Genomic DNA, 18,896 nt, shown 5'->3' on the forward strand with positions numbered 1-18,896 from the left:
GAATTAGCTCATGTCGTTGCGAGTGTGATATCAGCCGCACTTTAAAAATATACGACTAATTCATAAATTACAAASTTCTCATTAATTATTTTCACCCAAATCTAATCGCCACAAAAARAATACCCTAAAAATAATAATGTCTTTGGAATCACCTGTAGGGAATTAGTTGGTTTAATAATTGGAGGTTGCTATAAAATCCTAACTAGGGCAAGAGAATATGTCACAGGGTGATCAATCAGATCTCATAATTTCGGGAATCGTGATTTCATCATGATTTCATAGTTGTATGAGAGAGTGAGACGCTACAGCCACTTACTCTCGATACTTGACTTCATGCTAAGTTCCATCATTAAATGGGCGATCGCCCGCCGTTGGTTGGTGATTGTTGGAGCGATGATTCTGAGTATTTGGATATTTCGCACCATTGTCCAAATGCCTTTGGATGTGTTTCCCCCCTTTGCACCACCGCAAGTAGAAATTCAAACCGAAGCCGCAGGATTAGCACCCGAAGAAGTGGAATCGCTGGTAACTTTGCCCATTGAAAGTGCAATTAATGGCACTGCGGGAGTGATTGCTGTGCGGTCTTCGAGTGCTGCTAGTATCTCAGTTGTGCGCGTAATTTTTAATTGGGGAACGGATATTTATCAAGCTAGGCAGTTGGTAACGGAGCGCTTACAGTCTGCAAGGAGTAAATTGCCAGCATCAGTGGAGACTCCACAAATTGCGCCGATTAGTTCGCCGATTGGCACAATTATTACCTATGCGTTTACATCGAAAAATAATGACTTAATGGAAACTCGGCGACTAGTGGATTGGCAAGTTACTAACCGACTTTTAGCAGTGCCAGGAGTGGCGCAGGTAATTGTTTTTGGTGGGGATGTGCGTCAATATCAAGTGCTGGTTGCTCCTGAAAAATTACAGGCTTTTAACGTCTCACTGCAAGATGTGTCGGATGCGGTGGCGGCGGCAAATGTGAATGCTGCGGGGGGATATTTGATTACGCCCGATCGCGAAAAATTGATTCGCGGTATTGGGCGCATTGAGGATATTGAGGCTCTCAAACAATCAGTAATTAAGGCTCGTAATAGTGTGCCTGTAAGAATTAGCGATGTTGCCGATGTGAAAATTGGGGCGGCGGTGAAGCGGGGTGATGCCAGTGTGAACACTCAGAAGGCAGTGGTAGCAATCATCAATAAACAACCACAAGCGGATACACCCACCGTCACCCGTGCTGTAGAAGTTGCCATGAATGAGTTAAAAGCAGGACTGCCCACCAGTATTCAAGTGGAAACTACTTTCCGTCAAGAAGCTTACATCGATGCATCGATTGAGAATGTGAAGGAAGCCTTGATCGAAGGCAGTATTATTGTGGCTCTGGTTTTAATTCCATTTTTGATGAATTGGCGGAACTTAGCTGTATGTTTAGCCGCCTTACCTTTGTCTTTGTTGATTGGAGTGTTAGCGTTGAATTGGCTAGGACAAGGCTTAAACACGATGACCTTGGGTGGTTTAGCAGTGGCGATTGGTTCGGCGGTGGATGATGCGATCGTTGATGCCGAAAATGTTTACCGATGCCTACGCGAAAATAAGCATTCCGACGCTCCCCGCCCAGTTTTAGAAGTGGTTTTTGATGGCTGTCAGGAAGTCCGCGACTCGGTATTTGGAGCCACAATTATCACGATTGTCGTCTTTTCACCAATCTTTGCGCTCACGGGTGTCGAAGGTAGTATTTTTATTCCGATGGGTTTGGGGTACTTAGCCGCAGTATTAGCATCGAGCTTTGTGGCGCTCACGGTTACGCCTGCGCTCTGTGCAATTTTGCTGCCTCACGGACATTTACCCGAACGGGAACCTTGGGTAGCGCGATTTTTTAAAAAGCTATATTTACCACTAATCAAATTTGCGATGCGCCGATCGCAAATTATCATTGGCATTGCGGCGGCAAGCTTACTGATATCAGCGATCGTTGTGCCATCCTTTGGACGCATCTTTTTGCCAGAATTTCAGGAGCAGTCTCTAGTTAATACCTTACTTCTCTACCCCGGCTCCTCCCTAGAGGCAACCAATAGCGCAGGCTCAGTCCTAGAGAATAAACTGAAAGACAATCCTAACTTTCTCAATGTTCAAGTGCGATCAGGGAGAGCAGAAGGGGATGCCGATGCCGCAGGGGTGAACTTGGCGCACGTCGATGTCGAGTTGAGTGAAGTTGGCATGAAGGATCGCCGAGCCAGTATCGATTTATTGCGCCAAGAGTTTGGGAAGGTGATCGGTGCGGCTCCCAATGTGGGTGGATTTATTTCGCATCGCATGGATGAAGTATTGTCAGGAGTGAGAAGTGCGATCGCGGTCAAAATATTTGGTGCTGAACTAGAGCAACTGCGGATACTGGGTCAGCAGGTAAATGATGTGATGCGATCGGTTGAAGGTGTAGTCGATCTGCAACTGGAACCACAAATTCCAGTGGAGCAAATTCAAATTCAATTTGATCGCATGGCGGCGGCAAGGTATGGATTAACGATTGGGAAGCTTTCAGAAACCATTGAAACAGCTCTGAATGGAAAGGTAGTTTCTCAAGTTTTAGAGCAGCAGCAAACTTTTGATCTAGTCGTATGGCTGAAGCCTGAATCCCGTCAAAGCCTAGATGCGATCGGTAATTTAATGGTTGATACATCTGATGGCAATAAAATTCCATTAGCTCAAGTAGCAAAGCTGATCGATGGAAAGGGAGCCAATACAATTAACCGCGAGAATGTCTCTCGATTACTGGTGGTCGCGGCTAACGCACAGGGGCGAGATTTACGCTCTGTGGTCAGTGATATTCAGGCTAAAGTCAAAGAACAGATCCAAATCCCTACGGGTTACTACATCCAATATTCAGGACAATTTGAAGCGGAAGGGAGAGCATCTCAAAATATTGTGCTGTTTAGTGCGATCGCCTTTGTTGCTATCACCGTAATTATGTATCTCTCAGTCAAATCCATTGCCTCCACGCTGATGATTATGATTAATTTACCCTTAGCATTAGTGGGCGGCGTGATTGCCGTAGCCCTGACAGGAGGAGTTTTGTCGATCGCTTCATTAGTAGGATTTGTGACCTTGTTTGGGGTTGCTACTCGCAATGGCTTATTGTTAGTCGATAACTACAACACCAAATTTGCATCAGGAATGCCCCTAAGAGATTTGCTGATTCAAGGATCGATGGAAAGACTCAACGCTATTCTGATGACTGCCTTTACTTCTGCATTAGGATTAGCCCCGCTAGTAATTGCAGGTGGTGCGGGGAAGGAGTTACTCCAACCCTTATCAATTGTGGTTCTGGGTGGGCTATTCACATCTACCGCCTTAACTTTGTTGGTATTACCAGCTTTATATTCTCAATTTTGGAAGTACCTCATGCCCAAACAAAAAACAGAGCTTGTATCTCCTGCTACACAGGAAATACAAGCTTCAAAGCTTTAAAATCTCACACAATCTTTTAAAAGGAACTCTATTTATATGCGATCGCCTAAACTTCTGCTCATTGGTATTATTTTTGCAAATATCCTAGCTGCTTGCAGCAATAGCCCGACTAGCCCCACAACAAGCCCCAACGCTGCCACCACAACTGAACCAACCCCTCAAACTGTCGCTAAAATAGACTCCAAAACTGATAAAAAACCAGAAAATCATGGCAAACCCAATCAGGGTGGACAAGTCGTTGAGGCTGGTACTTATCATTTGGAACTGTTAATGGTTAAAGAAGAAAACAATATTCATCTCGACTTCTTCTTGCAAACAGGAGATAACCATGCAGCGATTCCCGATGCTAAAGTTACCGCTCAAGTTCAATTTCCCGATGGTTCTCAAAAATCCTATGATCTCGCCTATGATGCGCCTAATAAACATTACGCCACTAACTTACCAACCAACGCTTCAGGAGAATATAAAATTGCAATTCTCACGGATATTAAGGGTGAAAAAGTGAATGGACGCTTTAACTTTAAATTGTAATTTAGCCAACTAATTGCACAGTGGAACCTTCTTCGCTCTTTGATACTTCGATTAGTGTGTTAAAGGCTTCCTTCATTTGCGGCATATGGGTAATTACCAAGATGCATTCAAAATCTGGCGCGATCGCATTAATTGCACTGACAAGGCGATCGCATCCCAATGGATCTTGACTACCGAAGCCTTCATCGATAATTAGGGTTTGCAAAGTACTGCCTTTACGCTGAGCAAGAACACGGGAAAGAGCAAGCCGCACGGCAAAGTTAATCCGAAAGGCTTCTCCGCCTGAATAGGTTTCATAGGGTCTAGTTCCCTTAGTATCGGCAATTTCAATGTCGAGAGTTTCGATGATGCGATCGCTTTTTTTGCCAGATTTTTGAGTGATGAATCGCACGTTTAATTGGCGATCGCTGAGTTGCGCGAGAATTTGATTGGCTTCCACTTCAATTTGTGGCAGTACATTTTCCAGCATGAGGGCTTGAATGCCATTTTTGCCAAAGGCTTGATAAAGCTCGGTGTGGATGCGTTGACGTTGACGGGCAGCTTCGATTTGAGTGAGGGTTTCCTGTTCGCGTTGACGACTTTGCTCTAGCTGTTGTTGGGCTTGCTGAAGACTACCAATTTGGGCTAGGAGTACATCCATTTGCGATCGCCAATTTTGTAAATTTTGTCGTAAGGAATTAATTTCCTGTACATGATTGCCATGTACAGCTTGGATTTGGGACTGTAATTGAGAAATTTGAGTAGTAATATTTTGTAATTCTTGTTGATTGGCGCTTTGAGTTTGTTGTAAATGCTCAACCTGTTGCTGAAGTTCGGGATATTCCTGCTCGGCACGAGTGAGTTCTTGATAGCGCAGTAAGGACGGAGTTAGCTCTTGTTTTTGGGCGCGGAGTTGTTGATGGCGGTCAGGTTCATAAGCTAGTTGTGTAAGGGCGCGATCGCATTGTTCGAGTTCATGCTGTACTTCTAAATCAATGAGATTTTTGGTGAGACGATCTTGCAATTGATTGATTTTTGTTTGCAGATCAGGAATTTTTTGAGACAGGTTATCGGCTTGACGCTGAGCATTTTTTAATTCTGACTGCTTGATTTCCGCCCAGCGCCAACGCTCCACATCACCACGAGCTAAAGCATGATTTTTTTCATCGTAGGCGAATTTATGAATATTCTTATCAATTAGCTCCATCTCCTCCCATGCATCACGCATATAGTTTTGAGTTTGGAGGCGATCGCCTAAATCTACAATCTCCGCATCAATGAGGACTAGTCTTTGCTGTGCTTCCGCGATCGCCTTCAGTCGCTCCTGCAAAGTCCCCTTACGCTGAATCAAGTCATTTAGCGGCGCAAGTTCCTTTTTGAGATTGCGATACTCGTCACGCAAAACTTCAATTTCACAATTGGAAGCGGCTTGTTGTTCCTTCACCACCCAAATATCTGCTTGGAGATCGCGAGATTCTTGTTTGTGTTTTTTCTGTACTAGTTGCCAATGCGCCTCATCGAGTGGGCGATCGCAGAGGGGACAAGGCGCGTTTGGCACAGTTAGCTGACGCATTTTGGCTTCTAGTTTATTAAAAGCAGCTTCACTATCCGCCAATCGCGTTTTTAAGCGTTCCAAAAAATCACGGCGTTCTAGTCCTTTCTCATGGACACGTTGTTGATAGACTTGCTTATTTTGCAATAAAACAATTTGCCGATCTAGCTCCTTCGCATTGATGAGTAATTGATCGTGATTTTTGACTTGTAAATATAACTGTTCGCGTTTGGACACTAATTCATCTAGTTTTGCGGCAAGTTTAGTTTGCTCCCGTTCTAATTGATGCTTAAGAACCTGATGACGATGCACTAGCGGTGTGGATTGAGCATGGAGGCGATCAAACTCCTGTAAGATTGCCCTTGCTTTGTGCAATTCGGCGATCGCCGCTTCGATCTCTGTAGCACGACTGAGAATCCCTTTTAAGTCGCTTTCCTGCTGCACTAGAGACTCTAATTGCGCTTGGTAGTGCCTTAACTGTCCCTTGAGTTCACTTTGCAAACTCGCGAGTTTATGACTAAATTCGCCGCGCCGATCGCAAAGATGTTGGTATTTCTGAAACTTACGCTCTAGTTCTGATTCCTGTGTAGATAGTAATTGATAGCGCTCATAGTTTTGCAAAATCTGCGATCGCGTTGCTATACATAACTCTAATTGCTGTAATTGTCGGCGTTGACTAGAGAGTTGTCTATCGATTTGAGAAAGACTGCTGGTAACCGTAGCTTGTTGTTGTTGTTGCCAAGTTAACTGCTGTGAAAGGTTTTGGTATTGTTTCTGCAAATCTTCCACCACTTGCAATCGGGCGCGATCGCGACTTTCCCATGCTTGCAAATCCGTTAATTGCGATCGCAAAATTTCTAACTGCGGTGCAATCTCCTCTCCAGCTTGAATTTGCTCCCGCAAATGTACCAGCATATTCTCTAAAACTGCGGACTCACCTTTACTAGTTCGCGCAATATCTTTGGCTCGTTCCGCCAACTCGTCATACTGCGACAGCGACAGCATATCGGCAAGAATCTGCTTGCGATCGCTAGGACGCTTCAGCATAAATTCATCGGCGCGACCTTGACGCAAATATGCCGAATTAACGAAGGTTTCATAATCCATTTTTAGGTGCGAAATGATGGTCTGCTGCGTGGATTGCACCTTCCGCTCAGTCAAGGATTTAAATTTTCCTTCACTCTGCACCTGAAATTCCAAAGAAGTTGAACTATTGCGCGATCGGGTTCTGATGATCCGATAGACTTCACCACCTGCGATAAAAGTGAAGTCTACTTGTGCTTCCTTAGAACCTACATGAATTACATCATCTTGGCTTGCCACACGGCTTACACCCCAAATCGCCCAAGAAATCGCCTCTAATAAAGAAGACTTTCCCGCCCCATTAGCGCCACAAATACAAGCAACATGTAGCCCGCTAAAATCTAAGGCTAATTGTTGATAGCTCAAGAAATTTTTTAATCGTAATTTCTGAGGGATCATACTGTCCTGTAATTTGGTGTATCAGAAAGTTTCTGATCGAGTTATACTAATTGTTATTTAATTATCATAATAATGTATTATCTAACAAGAGTTTAGCTCTTAATAGGCGCGGTATAACCAATAAAAGCTGAGAGCGTTATGGAAGTATGGGAAGAAATTAGCCGCCAAAGAGTAAAGTACATCGTCGATAGCTATCAGTTAGATGGCAATGACGATGAAGATTTTTATGAATATTTAGAAGATTTATTACAAGCCTATGTGCCGCCTCAAATTGAATTAGCGCTTGTAGAAGTTTTAATCGAGAGTTGGCGATTTACGCCGATGATGCGCGGGGTTATGTTTCTCAAGCGATCGCATGATCTGCTAAAAAGCTGGGAAAATAGCCCAATCACTCCCCATGTCTCTCCCACACATTTTCGTCTAATTACAGGTTTAGATCCCACACCAGTATTTGGTACTGGATTTATGCAACCAAGCAGAAGTTTATTCTCTACAATTTAAGTTGAGTTAAGTTTTCTAAAGTTAAGACTTACACAAAAAACGAAATGTAGTGACAATTCATGAGTAGTGGCAATTCATGAATTGCCACTACTCATGAATTGATGGTATCAAGTCATGAGTAGTGGCAATTCCTAAACTTGTAAAACTTCTTCAATTTTCTAATAATTTGCTCTTTTTACTTAAGACAAGAGGCGGTGCTTCGCACCGCCTCTTGTCTTTTGATTTCTCTCTCTTGCAGTGCAATGTTTTGTGCTTTCGCCTTTTTTTGCTATACGTAGAACAAATATTTTCTTAACGTTTCTACATAGCAATCCTAAATCATTTAGAAGAAAAGCTAGGGGCTTAAGCCCCTTGTTATAAGCTTGAGCTTCTCATAACTCATTTAGGATTGCTATAGCTGTCGTCGATTGTGTTAGGACAAAAGCAAAACCCAAGGAGAGAATGGCGGCGCGAAGCGCCGCCATTCTCTCCTTGGGTTTCATGTCCTCATACACTTGGCGACAGCTATATATCATCTTAAAAGAGTATTTGGAGACCAAATCCCTACATATTTATAAAGGCAGAGCTTTGGGCTTGGAGACCAAAGCTCTGCCTTTCACGTAGCATCAGTTTGTAAGTTAAAATAGACTTAGAGTAATGACTATTCAATGAACTTTTCTTCTTCAATTGCAAGATTGCTACATAAATTTTTTGACGATAAATCTAAAAATAAATTTCAGCATAAACTCAACCTGAAATATTTGTTTGTATTTTTATTGTTTGGAACTCTGGGGTATTTAGGGAATTATTGTCGGCTACCTTTATTTTTTGGCGTTGACTTTTTGTTTGGTAGCATTTTTATCCTGATCGCTACTTATTTCTATGGAACCACGATGGGGGTCATGGTTTCTATTGTCGGTAGTTCTTATACATATTTTCTATGGGGACAGCCCTATGCCGCAGTGCTATTGATTTTAGAAAGCCTATGGGTAGGTATAGGGTTGCGTTATCAGGAAAAGCGTCAGCGATCGCGCAACATGGTTATGCTAGTCCTAACCTACTGGTTATGTCTAGGTACACCATTATGTTTTATTTCTTATTTTTTCTTTCTCAAATTTGGATTTAGTTCAGTTGTTCTAGTTGTCCTTAAGCAAGTAATTAATGGCTCCTTTAACGCTCTGATTGCCACTCTATGTATTAGCTACTTACCCATAGGACAATGGTTGCATCAAGGAAAAAGCGATCGCCAACAACAGACCATCCAGCAAATGCTGTTTCATCTATTGTTAGCCTTTGTATTTATCCCGCTTCTCACGATCTCCATTTTGACAGGGCATCACTCTTTACAAAATATTAACCAAGATATTACAAGGCAATTACAGTCTAGTGTGTCATCCCTAAACATTGACCTAAAATTTTGGCATCAGCGTAATGCAAAGACTTTGCGAGAACTAGCCTCTATTGGATCTGAGGAGAAGAACTTAGACCGATTACAGTTTGCCACTACAGCATTAGGAAAAGTTACGCCTTCATTTCTATCTATTTACACAACAGATGTTGAAGGAAAAATCTTGACAGCATTTTCTCGTGCTTCCGATACAAATACAGTCAGTCTTGGTCAAACTATGGCTAAGACTGATGTATTTCAGCAGGTTAAATCTAATTTCAGCACTACCTTTGGGGATATCCACATTGATAAAATGACATCTAAGTCACATATTGATGTTGCTGTTCCCATCTTTAAAGACAATCGCTTTAATGGTCTCGTTATTGCGGCTCTGGACATTTCTCATATCCAAGATTTTTTAACAGAGGAAGCGAAAATATGGAAAACAGAGGCTTTTCTACTGGATCGTCATAAAAAAATAATTGCTACTACTTCTCCAGATTTTCTGTCGGGACAATTTTTTGACTTGCACCAAGGGGGTAATATTATCGCTTTTGGAAATGATCAGATTCAATGGTTTCCAAAGCTCAAAGGTGCAGCAGCGATGACCCGCTGGCGCAAGTCTTATTATATACAGGAAGCAGCGATTAATAATGAGATTCCTTGGAATCTAGTTGTACGTTTATCACCAGTTTCGTACATTGACACGCTTGAGGCGCTACATACTAAAATCCTTTTGATTATTCTTGCCATTATCTTGCCAGCCACAATTGTGGCAAATTGGCTGAGCCGTAGTTTTGCCAAGCCGATCGCCAAGTTAATGAGACTAACTACAGATCTGCAACAAAATCCATCAACGGACAATGATTTTACTTGGGATACTAGCAATCTGAAGGAAATTGATACTCTCGGCTATAACTTTCAAGTTATGGCGATCGCACTTAAAGAGAAGTTTCAAGAAATTGAGCAGACAAACCAAAGTTTAGAACTACGTATCCAAGAACGAACTGCTGAACTTCTTAAAAGTGAAGAGCGTTGGCAATTAGCTGTCCAAGCTGCTGATGATGGTATTTGGGATTGGAATCTGGAAACAGGTGTAGTATTCCGTTCTGAACGTTGGCGCACAATGCTCGGTATAGGTAGCAATATTGATAATGAGCATCCAGTCGAATGGTTAGATCTGATTCATCCTGATGATCGCGATCACCTATTGCAGTCACAGGAAGATTACTTAGCCCATAGAAATCCTCACTATATTGCTGAATACCAGATGCGCTGCCAAGATGGTAGTTATAAATGGATCTTAACTCAAGCTAAAGCGCTCTGGAATGAACAAGGTGAACCAGTTCGTCTAGTTGGAACAAATAAAGATATTACTGATCGCAAATTAGCGATCGCCGCCCTCGAAAAACGGGAAAGCTATCTAGCCATGCTAGTTGAAATTCAACGCCATTTGCTTTCCGAAAGTATCAACAATCAAGAATATGTCGATATTCTGAGATTACTAGGTAATGTGTCTGACTTCTCCAGTATTAAGCTATTTACCTATGACCAAGAGTTATCGGACAAGCCTGAAATCAAGTTACACTCTGCTTGGTATGCCAAAAATATTAGTCGTCCTCAGGAATTAGAACAGGCTAGATTTATCCAAATGCTCGTTAGGGGGGAATGGATAGGACACCTTGCCAAAGGTGAAATCATCAATGAGTCACTATCGACAATTAGCGAAATAGAAAGACCAATTTTGGAATCTAAAAATCTTCGCTCAATTTTAATGATGCCTATAGTTGTTAGTGATAAATTCTGGGGTTTTTTGAGTTTCCATGATTATTTTTGCGATCGCTTACGCGATCCTGTGGAAGTAAGTCTATTAAGAGTTTCAGCTTCTTCTTTGGCAATGCATTTAGAACGCCAGCAAGCAAAGATGGAAATGCTACAAGCAATGGAGTCCGCCCAAACTGCTAACCGTGCTAAGAGTGAATTTCTCGCGACCATGAGTCATGAAATTCGCACACCAATGAATGCGGTGATTGGTATGTCAAGTCTACTGTTAGATTCAGAACTCAATGCTGATCAACAGGAATTCACAGAAATTATCAGGTCAAGTGGAGATAATTTACTCACAATTATTAATGACATTCTCGACTTCTCAAAAATTGAATCAGGCAAATTAAGACTAGATATTCATCCCTTTAACCTACGAGATTGTATCGAAGAATCTCTTGATCTTTTGGCTTCGGCTGCAATTACTAAAGAAATCGAGCTAGCCTACTGCATAGATATTAATGTACCTGAACGAATTGTTAGTGATATAACCCGCCTCAGACAAATATTAGTCAATCTATTTAGCAATGCCGTTAAATTTACATCCCAAGGATCAGTAACGCTAAGAGTATCGGTACAAGAAGTTGATCCACAACATCAAAATTACCAATTACTATTTGTAGTTACAGATACTGGTATTGGCATTCCTAAAGATCGCTATGTTCGCCTCTTTAAGCCTTTCAGCCAAGTGGACTCATCGACAACTCGTCAATATGGTGGTACGGGGCTAGGACTAGCGATCGCTAATCAATTAACACTCCTAATGGGTGGCGAGATGTCAGTGGAGAGCGAAGTTGGAGTTGGTTCAACCTTTGCTTTTTCGATTTCTACAGGTTCCGACACAACCCAGCTAGTGAATGCAGATTGGGATTCTAGTTTTATAGGGAAGCGCCTGTTAATTCTTGAAGATAATGACGTTAGCTGCGAGAACTTAACTATATTTGCTCAAGAATTACAAATGGAAGTGATGGCAACAAAATCTAGTGAGCAAGCGATCGCATGGTTACAGAGTGAGCGAAAATTTGATTTGGCAATTGTGGATGCGAGCATTCCGATAACTACTGCTAATGCTCAGGATTCCAGAGACAATTGCGACAACTGTGGCATTAGAAAATTACTGCGGACACAATCAAATTCTCTGCCGATGATTTTGCTCTCCCATCGGTTCAGTTGTGAATTATGCAATCCTGACCCCATCACATTATGTCTAAGCAAGCCAATTAAGCGATCGCAGCTATATAAATCTTTGTTGAAGATTGGTAACCATCATCCCTCAATTGGTAATCAATCAAAACAGAAGGATAATTCATTTTTTAATGAAAATTTTGCTACTAGTTTTCCTTTAAAGATTCTGCTAGCGGAAGATAATATCGTTAACCAAAAAGTCGCCACTCGTTTTCTCAATCGCTTAGGATATCGTGTCGATGTTGTCGCTAATGGACTAGAAGTTTTAGAGTCAATATCCCGCCAAAAATACGATGTAATTCTGATGGATGTGCATATGCCAGAGATGGATGGATTAACCGCCACTAAGAGAATTGCCGCAGAATTTACGCAAAAGCCTTGGGTTATTGCGATTACTGCTAATGCCGTACAGGGCGATCGCGAGATTTGTTTAGAAGCAGGAATGCAAGATTATGTCAGTAAACCGATTCAAGTTTCGGACTTAATGCAGGCATTAGAAAAAGCACACAGTAGTTTGCAATAAAGCACTGCGCGAAGCATGGCGCTTTATCTAGGGTTGTGTGATTACCCAATTAAGATAATCCCGATCAACGGCGATCGCAGGAATAGCTATAACTTCTGGGGTTTCATAAGGATGTAGCGATCGCAGTCTAGACACTAACTCTTCATACTTGGCTTGTAAAGTTTTGATCAAGACTAAATGTTCTGATTCTTGGCATAGTTCGCCTTGCCACATGTAGGTAGAAGTCATGCTAGGCATTACCTGTACACAAGCAGCAAGTTTTTCTTCAACTAATATTTTGGCAATACTATGAGCTTGATTGACCTCAGGTAGTGTGGTCATTACAACAATTAAGTTTGGTTCTGAGCTTGTCATGATTAATTTTATAGCGATAAAAAGTCATTTTATGCCCAAAAGAGAATGGCGGCGCGAAGCGCCGCCATTCTCTTTTGGGCATAAAAAAATGGAAGGCGTTGCCTTCCATTTTTTTATGTAGTTTCTGTAGTTTCGTTTGATGATTCGGTAGTTGCTGCACTGATTGATGCAGCTTCTTTCTGAGCGCGTTTTTTTCGCTCAGCTTCCACCATGTCGGCGATCATTTGACGGGCTTGCTCGATCTTGTCGAGATTGGAGCGATATAGATCAATATCTTTAAGTAAGCGATCGCTACCAAATTTCAGCGTTTCACCCACTAATTTGAGTACTTCTTCACGCTTAGTACTGTCAGCAACATCGTCAGGATCGCTAATTTCTAGCAATGCATAAAGCCCTACACCTAGCAAGCGACTATATTTGAAGTTTTCTTTGTTAGCAATCGTCCTTAATTGTCCAGACAAAGGCTCAAGGTTGATACCAGAGTCTAAGTTTGTCAACAGGGTTTTGATTTCATTGGGCGATCGCGTGGCGAGGTCGCTCAGAGTTGTCGCATCTTGGCGAATGCGATCGGAGTCAAACTGAAGTGCCGAACACAATGCATGAAATACCGCAAAGCGATCAGTTTCAGGCTTGTAACCCACTGTAAAGCGATCAAAAGTTGTCACAAAACCTAATGCAAAAATTGCGTCATATACAAATGTTTGATTGACTTTCAGTAGATGGACTTCCACCAAAAGCTCATCCACAACCCGTCTGTAGACTTGATTGACTGGCTTGGGAAAAGCTAAATAAAAATCTTTTTTAGTATCAGAAACAGTACGAACGGTATTCACAGTCAACAAAACCTAAAGACAAGATAGTTCAAATTATCATCGCACAGTTAGCCATAGCATCAGTCTATCGCTATAGATAAATTTTGATGTATAAAAGCGAGTGGCGGCGCTTTGCGCCACTACTCGCTTTTTTTGTTTTGGTTTTTGATAAAATTACGAGCAGTGTTTTGTGCGGTAACTATAATAATTTCCGAGCAAAGTAAGTGTGGCTCTGCCACATTTACTAAAAAAATTTCTTGGTTCAGGTTTGAACGCAACGTGCTGTAATTTTAGGCGATCGCCACATTAAAAATTTTAGGTAAATCCAGTCATGAATTTAGCTCGGCTAATTTCCGAAACCGCAGCAAAATATGCTGACAAACCAGCAATCGTATTTGGATGCAAAACTTGGACTTACCGAGATTTCGATCATCAAGTCCAGAGTTATGCCGCTCACATCGATCGCTTAGGTATCAAAAAAGGCGATCGCGTCGCAGTCCAACTACCAAAATGCATCGAATTTTTATTTTTTCATTTTGCGATTCTTTCCATCGGCGCGATCGCCTTACCACTCAATCCCGACTATCGCCCTGAAGAAATTGACTATTTCCTGACGGATTCAGGTAGTTCTTTATATGTGACGACTCGCGATATTTTTAACAAAGTAAAATCGACAATTCAGCATTTATCAGAATTAAAACTCCTATTAAAGGAAGAAGCAATTCCGCCGATGGCGGAATTGCTTCTTCCCAAATACGCCGCAGGTGGCGATGATATTGCCATGATCTGCTACACATCAGGCACAACGGGACGCTGTAAAGGTGCAGCTATTTCCCATCACAATCTCATCGCCAACATGAAGGCCCTACATAAAGCATGGGAATGGAGCGATCGCGATATTCTGCTCCATGTCTTGCCTCTATTTCATGTACATGGTTTGAATGTCGCCGCTTTAGGATGTCTCTACGCAGGCGGAACCCTGATCATGCTAGAGAAATTTGAACCGCGCCGCGTCTGGGAAACTTTAACATCATCAAATTGCACCCTATTTATGGGAGTCCCTACTATTTATCAACGACTGATTAATGAATGGGAAAAACTAGAATCTCAACCAGATTTACGTAATATGCGCCTATTTGTTTCTGGTTCCGCACCCCTCAGCGATCAACAGTTCTCTCAATTTGAAAACATGACAGGTTTTCGCATTCTTGAACGTTATGGAATGACCGAAACAGGGATGAATGCGTCGAATCTTATTAATCCAGAACATCGCAAAGCTAAGAGCGTGGGATTTCCTTTGGATGGCGTAGAAATTCGGATTGTTAATCGTGATGGTGAGGATGTAGCGATCGCTGAGGTCGGTGAAGTCTGGATTCGTGGCGCAAATGTCTTTCAATGCTATTGGGGTATGCCAGATAAAACGGCTGAATCATTTACGGATGGATGGTTTCACACGGGCGATCTGGGCTTTCAAGATCCAGATGACCATAACAGGCTGTACTTAGTCGGTCGCGCTAAGGAGCTAATTATTACAGGTGGATTTAATGTCTATCCTAAAGAAATCGAGAATGTTCTGGAATCCCACGAAGCTGTCAAAGAATCAGCAGTGGTAGGATTACCAGATGCTGATTTAGGCGAAAAAGTTGTCGCCGCGATCGCCCTTAAAGATGCTGTTACAATTACCCATGAAGAGTTAATTACCCATTGCAAAAGTCGCCTCGCCACGTACAAATGTCCTAAGCAAATATTTTTTGTCGCTGAACTTCCCCGCAATGCGATGGGAAAAATCCAGAAAAATGTTTTAGTTCAACAAATCAGCACTTTGCCATAAATTTTTGATCACGCGGCTTAGCCGCAACAAAAAGTAGGCTGTAGCGCTACAGCCTACTTTTTGTTGCGGTTTTCTTGCCAAGCATTGCCAATTCCTTGCACCACACCGCGCCCAATCAAACCAATGCCCCGACCAATCACATTGGTTAACACATACACAAATCCACTACCAATAAAAGCGATCGCCGATTTCAGTCTTGGAGCGATCGCATCTTGTAATTCCAGTACCAAAGTAACAGCAAGTTGCACGCCTTCTAGCTGTTGTAGCTCTTGATTGCGAGGGGTGTATATAGTTATTCTTTTGATGCCGCGATCGGCAAAGGTCAGCAAAACATGACGACTCTCAAAGATTAATTGAGGTTCAGCAATATACTTCTCTAAGCGATATTTCCAAGATAAATCATTGCGAAATCGTTCGATTTCACGAGTAGCAAGTAAGTTATAGCGATAGAAATTATGTTTGATTTCTTCAATATTTGCAAAATTATTTAAGAGTGGTTGAGTTACGGCATTAGCAATTTGAATAATCAAATTATCCAAGATCATCTCCACCCTCTGCATTGCTTCAGGTGTCCCGATAGCAGCACTAGAGTCGTCTATGACTAATTCTGTCTCAAATAACAGATGGAACAGCAAATTGTCAAACTGGGGGATTTTATCTAAAAATTCCGTCTGTACGATCTCTTCATCCTTGAGTAAAACATCCACAACATTAACTTCAGAATCAATATTATTCAGCACATAATATTTGCCAAAAAAATTAATTATCGTTTCCTGCCAAATACTTTTTAAAATATCAGGTATTTTCAGTTCTAATTGTGATGGTTGAATTTGAGAAAACCGTAAATCAGTGATGCTTTGTTCGATTTGGCGCAAAGCAATATATAGAAGTTGTCGCTTTTTCTCATCTTTCAAAATATCAATTTCTAAAGGAGTTTTACTTATATTTAATAAGCTAGATTGTAGTTTGTTAACCGTTTTGTCCCATAGACTTGCTTGGACAGCTAGAGCATTATTTCTGGATTGCTCCTCTGTTTGATCTTGGGCTGTGTTGTTAGCTTTTTTAGTTGTGCGATCGCTTATTTCCCCATCAAAAACAGTGAATTTTTCGTCCAGATTAGAAACCGTATTTGCTGGTGGCATAGCTGCTTCTGTTTGTTGTCCCCATAACCGATTCACTAACCAACGCGCCGCTTGTAATTCTCTAGCCTGCCCCGCTAAAACCATTTTGGTAATCTGATCGCCAATCTGGTCATTATTGGTACTAGCTAAATTTGCCTTGACTTCAGCTAATACTCGATCAATTCCTCGCATTCCTGACAAATAGAAATTACGCTTCACGATCGCCACCACAGTTTGCTCAGGCAAATTTCTGATTAAGCGATTCGATTGTTTGGATTGATCGATAACAAGTCTTTGGCGATCGCCTAGATACCTATTTCCTGAAGCAACTTGACGAATCGCAGTGATTAATTCATCAGGATTATTGCCCTTCAGACAATATCCCTCAACACCAGCAAGCAAGACCATCTCCACTAGTTCAGAAGGCTGTGGGGAACTCAATACCAAAATTGGCAATCGGGGATACTCAGACTTTAAGCGTTGACACAGTTCTAAACCAACCTGACAATTAATTTCTCCTGATTCCGAATTTTTTGCACCTATGTTCAGATCGAGAATTACTAAATCAAGATCTACGACTCCTTGCAAAAACTCTAAAGCCTCCGCCACCGTCTCTGCTTCAGCCACCACTTCTAATTCTGAAAATTGTGCCAACCAAGATCGCATTCCCATCCGAAAAATGCGATCGGCTTCTATTAAAAGTAATTTATATAACTCGTCACTCATTGTGAAACTAGTCAGACGATTTTGAACAATATATATCTTAAAGTTCCTTGATTAGCTTAATACTCAAATAAATGGCAAAAAGATTGTCAAGATTTCACCATCGTAGGCAGCGCTAGTAGAATGCATTCTGACGGTTAGCTTTCCACCAAGAGCTTTTAGCAAAGTTTTCGTAGTTGGCAAACTCAAACTTAAGGTTCCAGTCTCAGGTTGCAGCATCAGCCATTGCCCTACTGCCTTGAGTAATGGCAAGTCACCGCCACCTTGTCGCGTTACTTGTGATTGAAACTGTAGCTTTAGATACTCACCCGCACTGGTTAGGATAAGCTGAATATGACTATCGGGAGGAAAACTACGAACTAGGCGATCGATTAATCCGTTGAGAACTTGAGAAAGCAAAAGAGCATTGCTCAAAATGGCAGGAATCTCCGTCGGTAAAATCATTTCTAAGGAGATCTGTCGCCGTCCCGCATGGTCTTGCCAACGCATAAATCCATCACTCAAGATCTCTTCGATTTGGGTTGCTTCCAACATAATTGCATAACTATCGAGTTGCGCGGCTTCAAAAATCAAATTAAATCGCTCAATCTGCTCTGTACATTCCGCATCAACTCGATCTAATCGCGTTTTTACTTCTGCCGATATATCTTTACGACGTTTTAGCGATCGCACCAACATACGGATCGTCGTCAGCGGAGTTCGCACCTCATGGGTAATCGCCTTGATGATATCAACTTCTTGGATTTCAGGAATCGCTAACTCTTGATGAATTGAAGATTGCGCCATCAAAATTGTGCCAAATCTTGTCATGACTTGATAGGGAGGCAAGGTAAGGGGAAATTGTTGCAGCTTTGTTTGTAGTAAGTTCTCTTGATCAGTACGCCGAATCCGCGTTAGAAGTACAGCGATCGCCGATTGAATAGCGACAGGATGCAGCGACCAAATACAGCTATGACTTTGTGCAGAAGATAGCACTAAGACGCTAAAAAGCTCAGTGACTAAAATACAAAACCATTCTTGATTAAGGGGATCGGCTTTGGGGATCGCGATAACTTGAGTGTTGCTAATTGGTAAAGAACCAGTGGGGAATAGTGAAGATTTACTGGTAGTAAATACCCAAGTTTGTAATTCGGGTTGGCGATAGACTGCATTCGGAAAAATATATGGATGATGAGTTAGCAAAAGTCCTTTGAGCGGTTGCTGCATCGAAAATTGCTGGAGGACGGCAATTAGCTTATACCAAAATTCCTTTGCGTCAGTTTGATGCAACTCTTCAACAAACTCACGGGTTTGGAGGTCTTGATGCAATGCTTCGTATATTGTCGCCAATCCTGTTGCCAATGTTTCGTCATCCCCAGCTAGTTATATCGTTTTAAGAAACTGCACTTAAGCCATTATCAAGCTGCTGTAATACCAAAAAATGAAATGGTATAGCCATTTTCTGTTTTTAAAACCCTTACGGTTTGTTTCTAATTTGCAAAAGTATCGTGATACTTTTGCAAATGGTTTGAGTAACTAGGAATCGGCAAATTACAGCGCTTTGCGCTCAAACCCAAACCAAGAATATTTTTGAAAGCGTTGCTTTGCAACGCTTTCAAAAATATTCTGTGGTTCGTTTGATCGGTAATTGCTGTAAATAACACATAATATTTT

General features: G+C 41.8%; 10 protein-coding genes. 5 read left to right on the forward strand and 5 right to left on the reverse strand.

From position 1 onward, the window contains the following. Positions 1 to 333: 333 nt before the first annotated feature. A complete protein-coding gene (locus B9G53_RS18185) occupies positions 334 to 3,459 on the forward strand; it encodes an efflux RND transporter permease subunit (protein WP_094534838.1) in 3,126 nt (1,041 codons plus the stop codon). 36 nt (positions 3,460 to 3,495) lie between these two features. After that, positions 3,496 to 3,990 (forward strand): hypothetical protein, encoded by a 495-nt coding sequence (locus B9G53_RS18190; RefSeq protein WP_094534840.1) that lies wholly within the window; start codon positions 3,496 to 3,498, stop codon positions 3,988 to 3,990. Position 3,991: 1 nt separating this feature from the next. Here the strand turns inward: B9G53_RS18190 and B9G53_RS18195 are convergent, their stop codons facing one another. Beyond that, positions 3,992 to 7,003 (reverse strand): AAA family ATPase, encoded by a 3,012-nt coding sequence (locus tag B9G53_RS18195; RefSeq protein WP_094534842.1) that lies wholly within the window; start codon positions 7,001 to 7,003, stop codon positions 3,992 to 3,994. Between the two features lie 138 nt (positions 7,004 to 7,141). On the opposite strand from B9G53_RS18195, the gene B9G53_RS18200 reads away from it, so the two are divergent. Next, entirely contained in the window at positions 7,142 to 7,504 is a 363-nt protein-coding gene (locus tag B9G53_RS18200) for a hypothetical protein (protein WP_094534844.1), read from the forward strand. 647 nt (positions 7,505 to 8,151) lie between these two features. Then, positions 8,152 to 12,402 (forward strand): response regulator, encoded by a 4,251-nt coding sequence (locus B9G53_RS18205; RefSeq protein ID WP_094534846.1) that lies wholly within the window; start codon positions 8,152 to 8,154, stop codon positions 12,400 to 12,402. 27 nt (positions 12,403 to 12,429) lie between these two features. Here B9G53_RS18205 and cutA read toward each other — a convergent pair whose 3' ends face one another. Then, positions 12,430 to 12,756: a divalent-cation tolerance protein CutA gene (gene cutA / locus B9G53_RS18210; protein ID WP_094534848.1), complete on the reverse strand. Its 327-nt coding sequence runs from the start codon at positions 12,754 to 12,756 to the stop codon at positions 12,430 to 12,432. A 113-nt stretch (positions 12,757 to 12,869) separates the two neighbouring features. Beyond that, positions 12,870 to 13,589 (reverse strand): photosystem II biogenesis protein Psp29, encoded by a 720-nt coding sequence (gene psb29, locus B9G53_RS18215; RefSeq protein WP_094534850.1) that lies wholly within the window; start codon positions 13,587 to 13,589, stop codon positions 12,870 to 12,872. Between the two features lie 310 nt (positions 13,590 to 13,899). Between psb29 and B9G53_RS18220 the strand changes: the two genes are divergently transcribed. Continuing rightward, entirely contained in the window at positions 13,900 to 15,399 is a 1,500-nt protein-coding gene (locus tag B9G53_RS18220) for a class I adenylate-forming enzyme family protein (protein ID WP_094534852.1), read from the forward strand. Positions 15,400 to 15,452: 53 nt separating this feature from the next. Here the strand turns inward: B9G53_RS18220 and B9G53_RS18225 are convergent, their stop codons facing one another. Continuing rightward, a complete protein-coding gene (locus tag B9G53_RS18225) occupies positions 15,453 to 17,246 on the reverse strand; it encodes a DUF3685 domain-containing protein (RefSeq protein WP_094534855.1) in 1,794 nt (597 codons plus the stop codon). A 63-nt stretch (positions 17,247 to 17,309) separates the two neighbouring features. After that, on the reverse strand, positions 17,310 to 18,584 hold the full coding sequence (locus B9G53_RS18230; RefSeq protein ID WP_094534857.1) for a sensor histidine kinase KdpD: 1,275 nt from the start codon (positions 18,582 to 18,584) through the stop codon (positions 17,310 to 17,312). Between the last annotated feature and the right edge of the window lie 312 nt (positions 18,585 to 18,896).

The sequence above is a fragment of the Pseudanabaena sp. SR411 genome, from assembly GCF_002251945.1.
Lineage (GTDB): Bacteria > Cyanobacteriota > Cyanobacteriia > Pseudanabaenales > Pseudanabaenaceae > Pseudanabaena.

What these genes read in the sequence shown, in the direction of transcription:
- B9G53_RS18185 (WP_094534838.1), top strand. Translation starts at nt 334, where the DNA reads ATGCTAAGTTCCATCATTAAATGGGCGATCGCCCGCCGTTGGTTGGTG.
- B9G53_RS18190 (WP_094534840.1), top strand. Translation starts at nt 3,496, where the DNA reads ATGCGATCGCCTAAACTTCTGCTCATTGGTATTATTTTTGCAAATATC.
- B9G53_RS18195 (WP_094534842.1), bottom strand. Translation starts at nt 7,003, where the DNA reads ATGATCCCTCAGAAATTACGATTAAAAAATTTCTTGAGCTATCAACAA.
- B9G53_RS18200 (WP_094534844.1), top strand. Translation starts at nt 7,142, where the DNA reads ATGGAAGTATGGGAAGAAATTAGCCGCCAAAGAGTAAAGTACATCGTC.
- B9G53_RS18205 (WP_094534846.1), top strand. Translation starts at nt 8,152, where the DNA reads ATGAACTTTTCTTCTTCAATTGCAAGATTGCTACATAAATTTTTTGAC.
- cutA (WP_094534848.1), bottom strand. Translation starts at nt 12,756, where the DNA reads ATGACAAGCTCAGAACCAAACTTAATTGTTGTAATGACCACACTACCT.
- B9G53_RS18220 (WP_094534852.1), top strand. Translation starts at nt 13,900, where the DNA reads ATGAATTTAGCTCGGCTAATTTCCGAAACCGCAGCAAAATATGCTGAC.
- B9G53_RS18225 (WP_094534855.1), bottom strand. Translation starts at nt 17,246, where the DNA reads ATGAGTGACGAGTTATATAAATTACTTTTAATAGAAGCCGATCGCATT.